This window comes from Pseudomonadota bacterium, assembly GCA_030860485.1.
GTDB lineage: Bacteria > Pseudomonadota > Gammaproteobacteria > JACCXJ01 > JACCXJ01 > JACCXJ01.
Genome location: JALZID010000099.1, coordinates 1 through 11,026, shown reverse-complemented (window position 1 = coordinate 11,026; position 11,026 = coordinate 1). Strand labels below are relative to the sequence as shown.

The 11,026-nt window shown below is 65.1% G+C and carries 12 protein-coding genes; 7 read left to right on the top strand and 5 right to left on the bottom strand.

Annotated features, from left to right (window positions below; translation table 11 throughout):
• Nucleotides 1–329: 329 nt before the first annotated feature.
• Both M3461_05895 and M3461_05890 read left to right on the top strand, forming a co-directional pair.
• On the top strand, nt 330–1,175 hold the full coding sequence (locus M3461_05895; GenBank protein MDQ3773916.1) for a poly(3-hydroxybutyrate) depolymerase: 846 nt from the start codon (nt 330–332) through the stop codon (nt 1,173–1,175).
• Nucleotides 1,176–1,227: 52 nt separating this feature from the next.
• On the top strand, nt 1,228–1,533 hold the full coding sequence (locus M3461_05890; GenBank protein ID MDQ3773915.1) for a DUF3301 domain-containing protein: 306 nt from the start codon (nt 1,228–1,230) through the stop codon (nt 1,531–1,533).
• Nucleotides 1,534–1,619: 86 nt separating this feature from the next.
• Here M3461_05890 and M3461_05885 read toward each other — a convergent pair whose 3' ends face one another.
• Together M3461_05885 and M3461_05880 are read right to left on the bottom strand one after the other, a co-directional pair.
• Complete coding sequence (locus tag M3461_05885) at nt 1,620–3,239, bottom strand: CopD family protein (GenBank protein MDQ3773914.1); 1,620 nt, start codon at nt 3,237–3,239, stop codon at nt 1,620–1,622.
• Nucleotides 3,236–3,631: a copper resistance protein CopC gene (locus M3461_05880; GenBank protein MDQ3773913.1), complete on the bottom strand. Its 396-nt coding sequence runs from the start codon at nt 3,629–3,631 to the stop codon at nt 3,236–3,238. Before M3461_05880 ends, M3461_05885 begins: the two co-directional genes overlap by 4 nt.
• A gap of 137 nt (nt 3,632–3,768) precedes the next feature.
• Between M3461_05880 and M3461_05875 the strand changes: the two genes are divergently transcribed.
• From M3461_05875 to M3461_05855, 5 genes are all read left to right on the top strand, one after another.
• Nucleotides 3,769–4,392, top strand: coding sequence for a CDP-alcohol phosphatidyltransferase family protein (locus tag M3461_05875; protein MDQ3773912.1), 624 nt, complete (start codon nt 3,769–3,771; stop codon nt 4,390–4,392).
• Entirely contained in the window at nt 4,389–5,381 is a 993-nt protein-coding gene (locus tag M3461_05870; protein MDQ3773911.1) for an NAD-dependent epimerase/dehydratase family protein, read from the top strand. The genes M3461_05875 and M3461_05870 overlap by 4 nt, the downstream gene beginning before the upstream one ends.
• Nucleotides 5,382–5,557: 176 nt before the next feature.
• Nucleotides 5,558–6,067: a class I SAM-dependent methyltransferase gene (locus M3461_05865; protein MDQ3773910.1), complete on the top strand. Its 510-nt coding sequence runs from the start codon at nt 5,558–5,560 to the stop codon at nt 6,065–6,067.
• Nucleotides 6,068–6,285: 218 nt separating this feature from the next.
• Nucleotides 6,286–6,789 carry a hypothetical protein gene (locus M3461_05860; protein ID MDQ3773909.1) on the top strand — a complete coding sequence of 168 codons (504 nt, stop codon included), beginning with the start codon at nt 6,286–6,288 and terminating at the stop codon, nt 6,787–6,789.
• Nucleotides 6,719–7,990 carry an LTA synthase family protein gene (locus M3461_05855; GenBank protein MDQ3773908.1) on the top strand — a complete coding sequence of 424 codons (1,272 nt, stop codon included), beginning with the start codon at nt 6,719–6,721 and terminating at the stop codon, nt 7,988–7,990. Before M3461_05860 ends, M3461_05855 begins: the two co-directional genes overlap by 71 nt.
• Nucleotides 7,991–8,233: 243 nt before the next feature.
• On the opposite strand, the gene brxL is transcribed toward M3461_05855, so the two are convergent.
• The 3 genes from brxL to M3461_05840 form a co-directional block, all read right to left on the bottom strand.
• Entirely contained in the window at nt 8,234–10,279 is a 2,046-nt protein-coding gene (gene brxL, locus M3461_05850; protein MDQ3773907.1) for a BREX system Lon protease-like protein BrxL, read from the bottom strand.
• A 2-nt stretch (nt 10,280–10,281) separates the two neighbouring features.
• Entirely contained in the window at nt 10,282–10,800 is a 519-nt protein-coding gene (locus M3461_05845; protein ID MDQ3773906.1) for a hypothetical protein, read from the bottom strand.
• A gap of 85 nt (nt 10,801–10,885) precedes the next feature.
• Nucleotides 10,886–11,014 (bottom strand): hypothetical protein, encoded by a 129-nt coding sequence (locus tag M3461_05840; GenBank protein MDQ3773905.1) that lies wholly within the window; start codon nt 11,012–11,014, stop codon nt 10,886–10,888.
• Nucleotides 11,015–11,026 lie beyond the last annotated feature (12 nt).

Genomic DNA, 11,026 nt, shown 5'->3' with positions numbered 1-11,026 from the left:
CCGGACCACGGCCGAGGACCGGGCGCTCGCCCAATGCCGTAGCGCGGGCGGCAACTGCCAGGTCAAGGTGTGGACGTGTAATTCGACGCCCGGCACGGAACCGCCCGCCGCGCCCCTGGAGCCGCCTCACGACGGTCTCTACTTCGAGCCGGCGCCGAGATAGTTCGGCGGGTCGGGGCGGCCCTCCCGCCTGTCCGCCCCGCCTTTGCAATCTTTGCCGCCTGTGGTTCAATGCCTGCCGCCTGTGATTCAATCCCTGTAGTCCAGCGCTAGTGCCGTGCCAGAGCCGTGGCAATCCTGGATCCATCCGGAAAACAAGAAGATCGCTCATGCCGCCCACGCGCCCGAGACTGTCCCGCCTCGCCGCCCTTTGCGCCGTCACGTTCCTGGGCGCATGCAGCGAGCCGGTGCCGATGGGTTCGGCCGTCTATCGGCACGACGCCAAGACGCCCCGTTGTGAGCCGGGCTCACGCTCGGGGGCGGCGGGGATCACGAACCACGAGTCAACCTCGAAAGAGGTGCCGTTCAATGTTCGCACACCGGCGAACTATGACCCGACCATCGCCCATCCGCTCCTGGTCGTGTACGCCGCGGCCGGAAACAACCGCTACGAGACCGAGGGGCTCACCGGTCTCACCACCGAGGCCACGGCGCGCGGCTTCATCGTGGCCTATCCCGACCACCTGCGCCTGTCCCTCCCGGTGCTGGAGGAGTTGGCGACGATCCCCGCGCTCGTCGCCAGGAAATGGTGTATCGATGAGGCCCGCATCTACCTCACCGGTCAGTCCGACGGCGGCATGGCCGCCGACGCCATCGCCTTTTTGGCCAAGACGCGGGGGACCGCCGACGCCATCGCCCCCAGCGCCGCGGGCGTGAACAGCAAGGACCTGGCCGAGTATAGTTGTCCCGAGCCATTGCCGGTCATGGTGATGCACAGCCGGAACGATACGGTCTTTCCGGGCTACGGGGCCGAGGCCGCGCGCTGGTGGGCGGCGTGCAACCGCTGCGATCCCACCCCGGGTCCCAAAGACGCCCACGGCTGCGTGGCCTATCCGAACTGTGCCAACGGCGTCCCCACCCTCTATTGCGAGGGCAGTGGTGCGCACGAAGACTGGCCGCCCATGAACAACGCGGTCCTGGATTTCTTCGAGGCACACGGCGCGATACATCGATAGCGAGGGTTTTCCGATCGTTGGCGAAGATTCATCGAACCCCCGGGCCGCGCGCGTGGAATCGCTTCTCGCCATCGGGGTCATCGTCGGCTTGGTTTGGTTTTGGTCGGACAGCCTGCGTGCCAGGGAATTCGCCTTGCGGGAATGCAAAACGGCGTGCGAGCGCGCCGACATGCAATTCCTCGATCAGACGGTGGCCCTCGCAAGCCTGGACCTGACCCGCGACGCGGAGGGACGGGTCCGCATCCGGCGCCGCTATCGGTTCGAGTTCAGCATCGACGGCGGCGATCGGTACCCCGGACAGATCACCCTGACGGCCGGGCGCGTCGAGTCCCTGTGGCTCGGCGGCACGGCGAAATGATGGCTCTTCGATTACGGTCGGGTGCGGCCTTTTCCGAACGGTTGCTTGGAGCGTTCCACCGGGAGGGTTGCAGGGGATCTCGTGCCCTAGATCTCTCGATAGAACAGTAGCGTCAACCCGATGAGCGTGAACGCCACCGGCCACACCCAGGCGGGGATGCGCCGGTCCTCTTCCGGGAGGCGCAGCTCCAGCCAGCGGCCCCAGCCCATGAGGACGGCGAAGATCCCGAGCGGCGCGTGCGAGACCTCGGCGAGAAACTCCGATTTCAGGTTGAACATGGCGTGCGAGTGGGTGAGGATGAGCGCGCCGCCGGCCGCGCACAGGAGCGGAAACACCAGTCGCCATCGCGGGTTTTGCAAGCGGCCCGTGCGGACTTGCCATTCGAAGAGCGCGACCGCCACCACCACACCGACCGCCAGGCGGTGCTGGAGGACATCGGGGAGGGCCATGCTCTCCCAGAACCCGGCCGGGCCCAGCGGCCAGGCACGCGGGTCGTTACGGATAAAGAGGAATCCGGCGAGCCCGAGGAAGATGAGCGGCCAGTGCCGCGCCCAACGGGCCGCCCGCCGCCGCTCCATGAGGGCACAAAGCCCCATGGCGAACACGAACATCCCCGCCATGTGGTGGTTGTATTCCGACCAGGCATATTCCGCGGGCTGGCGCTCTGCGAGCGTGTCGTCGATGCGCCCGGCGCTGGCCAGGAGGTCTTGCACCGGCGGCGAGGCGAGGCGCGGCAGCTTGGGCACGAAGCGCGCCATGACCTCGGCCGGGCTCGCGCGATCGGCACCGATATCGATGGACGGCGGCAGCGAGGTCAAGGACGCGGCGGCCAACAGGATGGTCACGCCGAGCCCCGCCTCGGCCTCCACCAGGGCCGGGATGCGTCGTGCCGGGCCCGGGTCCGGCCACGATCGCCGCCAGCTTTTCACCAGCAGGAGGTTGATGCCGCCGAGCGTCAGGGTTGCGAGGAGCAGGACCACCTTGGTGAGCACCATGACCCCATACCCGGTGCCGATGAGCGCGTCGAGATCGCCGACGTAAACCCACGCGAGATACAGACCCGGCAAGAGCAGCAGGGCGACGCTCGCGATCGCGAGGTCCGAAAAGCGTGCGAGCACCACCGGGCCGTAGCCGCCCGCATGCCCTTCCCGGCGCCAAAGCTGCCAGAAGCCCGCCAGGTGGATGAGCCCGCCTATCCACGCGGCGGCACCGGCCACGTGCAGGACCGTGACGGCCATCAACACCTCGCGGTGCGTGAGGCGGCTGACGCCATGGGCCAGCCAGGCCGAGTTGACGAGTAAGGCCAGCACCAGCGCGACCGCCCCGGTCCACAGTGGCATTGACCGTGGCCGACGCATCAGGGTGCGCCCGAGCGCGCCGAGGCACAGGGCCAGGGCGATGGTGATGAGCCCGGTGCGGGCGTAGTCGGTGTGCAGCAATGCCGCGAGCGGCCAGCGGCCGGCCTCATCGGCCAAGGTCCAGGGGTGCAGCACGAACAGGACGAGTGCCTGAGCACCGGCGAGCGTGAAGGCGGCGGCTGTGATGAGCCGTAGTGCACGCCGCACGAACCCGGCGAGCGGGGCGGTCCACTCGTGGAGAGGTCTCAGGGCCCAGAGCACATAGGCGACGCCACCGACCGCGGTGGCGAAGGCGATGAGCGAGATACCCCGGAGGAGGACATCCAGGAGTCCGGCGAGGAGGGTCATGGACGCGCCGGACCCTTCCCGATGTGAAAACGCAGGACGCCTTCGGTCACGTGGCCGTCGGGAGAAAAGGTCCGGTAGCGGAGCACATAGGTGCCCGGGACGAGCGGCGGCACGCGCGCCTGCAGGCGCTCGGGGGCCTCCGGCGGGTCGAGCGGCGTCTCGATATCCCCGTCCGGACCTTCCAGTTCGACGCGGCAGAGACCATGCTCGATCTTTGTATTGAAGCGAAGTAGGATGCGGGGGGGGGACGTTTCCAGCCGGGCATCGTGTACCGGCACCGACTCGACCACGATGGCGTGCGCGCAAACCGCCGACGGGAGCATGAGCGCGAAAAATCCCCCCATGAGGCATGCCCATCGCGGCCGGGCGCGAACCAGAGTGGGGGGGCTCATCGCATGAATCGATGTGGGAATCGATCCGGAAGAATGCACGTTTTTTCTCGGGGAGGTGGCGCAAAGAGGCGGATTATACTGGAACCTCTTGGGACAGCGCGCGCTTAGGTATATATAAAAAACATGGGGGCCGCCCATTGAGCGGATCGAACGCCGCGGTCGCGGCGAGACCCTGGGACGCGCGTCTGGCCCTGTGGCTCGTCCGGCCTTTGCAGGGGACGCGCGTTAGGCCCAACCATCTCACCACCGTGCGGCTCACCGTCGGCCTCGCCGCGCTCGCATGCCTCGCGAGCGGGCGGCCAAACCTCGGTGCCTGGCTGTTCGTGCTCTCCAACCTCCTCGATCACAGCGACGGTGAGCTGGCGCGTCTGACCGGGCGTACCAGCCGTGCGGGCCACCTGTACGATCTGGCCACCGATGCCCTCCTCCACGTGCTCTTGTTCGCCGCCATCGGGTTCGGCCTCTGGTCCTCGGAGGCCGCCGGCTGGGGCCTGCCGGCGGGGATCGTAGCCGCCCTCGCCGTGACCGCGATCTTTTACCTGCGCCATCGGATGGAAGAGGCCCACGGCAAGGCCGCCACCGCCCAAGCAGCGTGGTTCGGCTTCGAGGCCGAGGATGTCCTATATTTGCTGCCGCTCGTCACGGCCTTCGAGGGCCTCGTCCCGTTCCTGATCGCGGCGGCCATCGGCGCGCCCATCGCGGCCGTCCTCGTCGGCCGGCAATTCATTCAGCAACGGCAGGTTCTGGGTGCGGCGGGATGACCACCTTGGTGACCGGCGCCACGGGCTTCGTGGGCTCGGCGGTGGCGCGCCGCCTGCTCGCGGGGGGACACCGGGTCCGGGTCCTGGCGCGGCCGGAGAGCGATCGCCGCAATCTCGAAGGATTGGATGCCGAGGTCGCGCTCGGTGATCTGAGCAACAGGGCCTCGCTCCAGGCGGCGCTCGAGGGCTGCACCGCGCTCTTCCACGTCGCGGCCGATTATCGCCTGTGGGCCCCCGATCCCAGGCCTCTGTATGCCGCCAACGTCGATGGGACGCGCGAGCTGATGCGCGCGGCCCTCGCGGCGCGGGTCGATCGGATCGTCTACACCAGCAGCGTCGCGACGCTCGGGCTCAATGCCGACGGGAGCCCCGCGGATGAGGACACGCCGGTCGGCCTGGCCGATATGATCGGTCCCTACAAGCGCTCCAAGTTCCTGGCCGAGGAGGTGGTTCGCGGGCTGTGCGCGGAGCACGGACTGCCGGCCGTGATCGTCAATCCCTCGACGCCGGTGGGCCCGCGCGATGTAAAGCCCACGCCCACGGGCCGCATGGTCCGCGACGCCGCGGCGGGGCGCATGCCAGCCTATGTCGATACCGGTTTGAACCTGGTCCATGTCGATGACGTGGCACAGGGCCATGTGCTCGCCTTCGAGCGCGGCGAGCCGGGCCGGCGTTACCTCCTCGGCGGCCACAATCTGACCTTGCGGGAGATCCTCGCGACTATCGCCAAGCTCTGCGGCGGCCGCCCGCCGCGGCTGCGGCTGCCCCATGCCCTGATCCTGCCCATCGGCTATGTCGCCGAGGGCCTGGCGCGCCTCTTTCGCACCGGCGAGCCGCCGGTCACCATCGATCGTGCCCGCATGGCCCGCAAGCGCATGTTCTTCACCAGCACCCGCGCCGAGCACGAGCTCGGTTATCGCTTCCGGCCGGCCGAGGAGGCACTGGCGGAGGCTATCGCGTGGTTCCGGCAGAGCGGCTACCTGCGCTAGCCCGGCGCGCTGGCACTCCGACTCGCAGTGGGCTGAGCGTCAAGGCTGTTCTCGACACGAACGAAATATTCGGTCGGCGCCAATAGCCTCCACCGCCCAGGCGCTCTGTCCTTGCGCGCGCCAAACCCCAACACATACTATGGCAGAATCATGACGATTCGACCGTCTTTTCGCAGATGAACGTCGCGATCGCCGACGCCGGATCGTTCAAGGACCCGAGCGGCAGGGTCTACGAGATCGATGGGGAGATCCTGCGTTCCGTGGCCCCTTGCGCGGCGGTCAAGCCGGCGCTCCTGTGGGACCTCGGCTGCAACACCGGCGAATATGCCGAGGTGGCGCTCGCGGCCGGTGCCGGCCGGGTCATCGGCTTCGATTTCGATCACAAGGCGCTCGAGCGCGCCTATGGGCGTGCGATCCGCGGATCGCTGCCGTTCCTGCCGTTGTTCCAGGACGGCGCCAACCCGAGCCCGGCTCAGGGCTGGAGCACCGTGGAGCGCAAGGGACTGTCGGATCGCGCCAGCGCCGATGGGCTCCTGGCCCTGGCCTTCCAGCACCACCTCTGCATCGGCCGCAACGTTCCGCTCGACGAGGTCGTGGCCTGGCTGGTGTCCCTGGCGCCGCGGGGCGTCGATCGAGTTCGTGCACTAAGGCGATCCCACCGTACAGCGCATGCTCGCCCTGCGTGAAGACATCTTCCATGAATACACGGAGGGACATTTCGTGAGCGCTCTAGGACGACGCGCCCGGATCGTGCGCCCTGCGGTCGTTTCCACCACCGGGCGCACGCTCTATTGGTTCGATCGCGGCTAGCTAGTGCGCCCGATGGTGGTTCCACGGTGCGCACGGGGACCCCAGGGTATTGGACCGGCACGACCTTGGACCCACGAATAACGATCGAACGTCCATGCCCGCCGATCCCGGACACCACCATCGGAACACCGCGGCTGCACTCCTTTGCGCCGGTGCAGAGGTCGCGTTCGTTGTCCTCGTCTTTCTGCCGGCGATCGTCTATTTCTTCAATGCCGCGTTCGTCGAATACCCCCTCTTGGACCACTACCCGTTCGGCCTCCCGCCCGCCCTCCTCATCGCCCTCTGCCCGCCCGCGCTGGGGCTCATCCCGCGCGTCCCTCGGCGCATGCTCCTCGCGGCCTGCCGATTCATCGTCATCTATGTCGTCATCGCCGCCGTCTTCCTCCCGTCCTGGACCCCGGCCCTGGACGGAAACGAGCAGTTTGCGAAGGGTCTGAGCCGCGCCTCGATTCAATCTCACCTCGCGCTCGGCATGCTGGCCGGGGCTCGTCATCGCGCTTTTTCGATGGCCCGATCGGGCGAGGGTCTTGAGCCAGGCGATATTCGTTACGACGCTCGGTTTCGTCGGCTATGCCGTGATAGCGAACCCGAAGCATGAGGAGCGCCAGATCCGGGCCTGCACGGAGCAGGATATCGATCGCCTCCTGACCTTTTCCAGCCGGCGCAACACGCTGATCGTCCTTATGGATGCGTTCCAGGGCGATCTGTTCGCCGAGCTCCTCGACGAGGACCGGGACCTCGCAGAGCGGTTCGATGGCTTCGTCTATTATCCGAATATCACGGCCGTCGCTCCGATCACCCTGGGGGCGCTCCCGGCCATCTATTCCGGGCGCATATATACCGGCGGTCCCTTGAGGGAGTTCTACAAGGACGTGTATCGGGACACGATCTTTTCGGACGCGCGGAAGGCCGGTTACTCGACGGTCCTGTACGGCCACTACTATTTTGGTTGTCCGACGGAATCATGTGTCAAGCTGCCGGTCCTGCTCCAGGGGCTCGACAGGCCGATCCTCGCCTCCTATCTGGGACTCTTGGACTACGGTCTCTTGCGCATATCCCCCACGTCCCTGCACGACCTCATCTATCGGGACGGCCTCGCCCTGAGCAAGCAGCTACCGACCATGAAAACGGAGACGATAGATTCCCTGAGAGGACTGAAGACCTTCACCGAGCGCTCGCGAGTCGGAGACGAGACGCCGACCTTCAAGTTTCTTCATCTCATGAACACGCATTTTCCCCTCAATATCGATGAGGAGTGCAAGCTCGCTCCCAAGCGGCCCCGGACCCGGTCCAATTTCAAGGTCCAGGTGCGCTGTGGCCTGGACGCATTCCTGCGCCTCGTCGCGTTCCTCGAGCGCTCATCGATCTACGACAGCGGTTTGATCGTCCTGATGTCCGATCACGGATCGAGCCTGTCCGAGCCCTCACAACCCCGGACACTGGATGAAAAGATAAAGCTGTACAGCGGTCGCGCCGCGTACTTCCTGCCGCTCTTCCTCGTGAAGCCACCGGGGAGCAGGGGGCCGCTCAGGATCTCACAGGCACCGGCCTCGCTCATCGATCTACGTGCGACCATCTGCGAGGCCACCCAGACTTGCAAGCTACCGCCGCACGGGGTTTCGGTGGTGTCGCTCCCGGAGCACACGAAGAGAGAACGCGTCCTCATCGAATACCGCAACCCGGTCGGTATCGCGCAGCGTGATGGCGTGCGCGATGAAGAGATCCAGACCTTCACCCTGTCCGGCTCCGTGGAAGACCTGGACCAGGTCAAGGATTCGGCAGGAAGACCGCTGAGCTAGCTAGCACGGTCGGTCGTTCTGCGCGGACCCCCTGCCGCGATCCCGCGGGGGCTACAGGTAGGAGGGCGGGGATCGCGGTTATAGGGCGAGCACGGCGGCGCTCGCCATGCCGCCCACCTTTGTCGCTGCGCTACCCACGCCGACACCACAAACTCCGCTATCCTGATCTGCCACGCCGAAAAAGCGAAGTCGCGTTCTGTCTCATTATCAGGCCACAACGCTCTTCATTCACTCTTCGCGCAATCACTCAAGCAGCGCTTTCAACAGCGCATCCGGCGTATCCGAGTAGAACCGGATGTTGATACGTGTTGCCATGTCGTCGGAGAGCTCGAACAACTGTTTTCGGGCCGAAACTGGCATCAGCACCGTGTCCGCCCCCTTCTCCACGGCGACTTCTACGATACCGACGGCGTTCGCCAAAGATTCGACGGATCCACCTAGGTTCAACGCGCCGACCACAATCAGGCCACCTTTCGTGCTCTTCTCAAGTCCACTGCAAAGCGCCATGAGTGACGGTAGACCCAGCGCGGTGCCGGTACGGTCGTTATCCATCGCCCGCAGCTGAACGGAAAACTCGTGGGCGCGAGGGTCTCTGTCGCCGACGAGATCCTTTGCACGTGTGTAAAGGTTCTGCTCGGCGTATCGCACGCTCTCGCGGAAGGCCCGTGGAACGGGGGCGTTCAGTATCTTGACGCCGTTGCCACGGCCGACTGTCACCTCGAGGCGGTAGAGGCTGGGTCCGGTCTCCGGCCCACCTGGGCTGATACCCCACACCTGTCCTGGGGGCAGCGGATCCAACTCGATCGCCTCATCGCTATGCAGCTCTGGCGTCGACACGAATTTCTCGATGCCGTCCTCGCCCATCGCGTAGCTGAAGTGGGTGTTCCGGAACTCGCTCTTGAAGACTCGCTTCTGTTGTTCCTTGACACGCCGTCTCACCTCAAAGGCCACCCGGACGAGTTCCTCTAGTTCTTCGTCCGGGACGGTTGCTTCAGGGTCTGGATACAGGAGCTTCAGCAGGCCGCTTACAGTCTTGTTCACCGCGGTGATGTCCCGACCGCTAAGCGCTCCGCCATAGTTCACCCGCCCTTGCAACACGGCCACCCGACTGCCGGTTCGGAGCCGACTCCAGCACTCGGACAGAAAATCACTGACCAGTCCGAAATGGTCGGTGAAGTGCTCATTGGGATTCAGCTTAGGGAAGTCCCAACCCGGGACGTAGGCGTGAATACGGTCCATGAACGCCGTGTCATCCCGCATCTCCAGCGGCAGGGAACTGAGCAAGTGCCCGACCCGTTGTTGGTGCTCAACCTCGACGTCGAGGTTGCCGACCATAACGATACCACCTTCCGCGCGGATGCTCTCCTTGCCACGCGAGAATTCCCCCGACTCCATATACCCCTTCAGAATGTTCACTCCGTCGTTTTGGTCGAAAGAGACGCCCGAGACTTCGTCAAAGCACACCACGTCGTAATGGCAGACCAGTCCGCGCTGGCTGGTCGAGTTATTGGCGAACATCTTCGCCACCGTCGCCTTACCGCCCGAGATCAGGTGAGCATAGGGCGAAATCTGCTGGAACAGGTGGCTTTTGCCGGTCCCGCGCGGACCGAGCTCGGCTATGTTGTAGTTGCGCTCAACGAACGGCACCATCCGGACGAGGGCCACCAACTGAGCGCGTTCGGAAAGGGCAGCCGGCTCCAGGCCAACACTGCGTAGCAGGACCTGCTTCCACTCCTCCGTTGTAAAGTCGTGGCGCGCCCGCTTCAGGGTGTCCAGCACGTCGGGCTTCGACAGCTGAATCGCTCGCAGGTTATCGATGGCAAACGGACGTCCCCCCTTCTCCTGTGCGATGGCCGCGTCGTAGCTCAGCGTGATCTCGGCGTAGAAACCGTCGGTGAGCATGCGCTCATGCTGCTTCACCAGGCTGTCGTGGATACGTACATCCTTGATTGCCAGGCTGGGTAGCTCGGCGACGAATGAATCCGTCTTGGCATCGAGTTTCGCCCTGACGAGGTCGATCAGCTTGATGGATCCCTGGTCCCGCGCCCTTGCCTTGAATAGCTCCTCCTCACCCGTTCTCACGGTTCGATCGGCCAACTGCAGCTCGACGATGGTAAGTCCTTCTTCGATCTCCTTTTCATCGGTCGCGGCGCAATATCGCCCGAGCAGAAACTCGACCACGTACGTCGGAACCGGATACTGGCAGGTGTACTTGCGCACCAGGTCCTTGCGGACCAGGTAGCCTTCAAACGCCGTCGCCGCCAGACGGTCGAGTTGGTCGAGTTCCACTTTCAATCCTTACCCCCGGTGATCGTGGGTTCTTTGGTAATCACGTGGCCGCTTGCATCCAGCACCACGACGACCGCCGGCGTGCCTTCGAGTTCATCATCGGCGACGAGAAGGCTTGCCGAGCCGTTAGCATCCACCGGTCTCAACTTGCTGACGCTCGAGCTCGGGTCCTTGACCTTTATTCGCAGATCCACGGACAAGCCGGTCTGGCCGGAGTCGATCCGAAGCCTGCAGCGCAACCCCGCCCACGACACATCAACCACTTTCGTCGCCAGCTTCGTGGCCGCGGCCCCACCCGTTACCCGAATCACAGGCATCAGGCATTCCTGGAGGCCCAATCCACCATGGGCATATTCGTTGCCGGCGCCAAAACAGGCGATACCGGGCGCGACCGCAACGCGCTCATGGGCATTCCAATGCCAACGCACAGTTGGCACCTCGACCTTCGAACCGCCTTTGATAGCCGCACAACGTGCCCAGCGACTGGCCGTGAGGTACTTCGGTAGATCGACTTTTGGCAAACTACCCGGAAGCCACAGCCAGCCATGATCCGTTACAACTCGGATCTCGCGCCATCCGGCATTGAGAAGGGATTCGATGGGGCTCTCAGTGGTAGAGATCGTAGGCGAACTCGATGTCGGCCAGGCGTGCCATGCCGCGCCAGAGGACTTCTGTTCCCGGTGGGCCATCGCCCGTGCGTCCCAGGTGGCCACCGAGCCGGCCCAAGAGACGCACCGCTTCATTGAG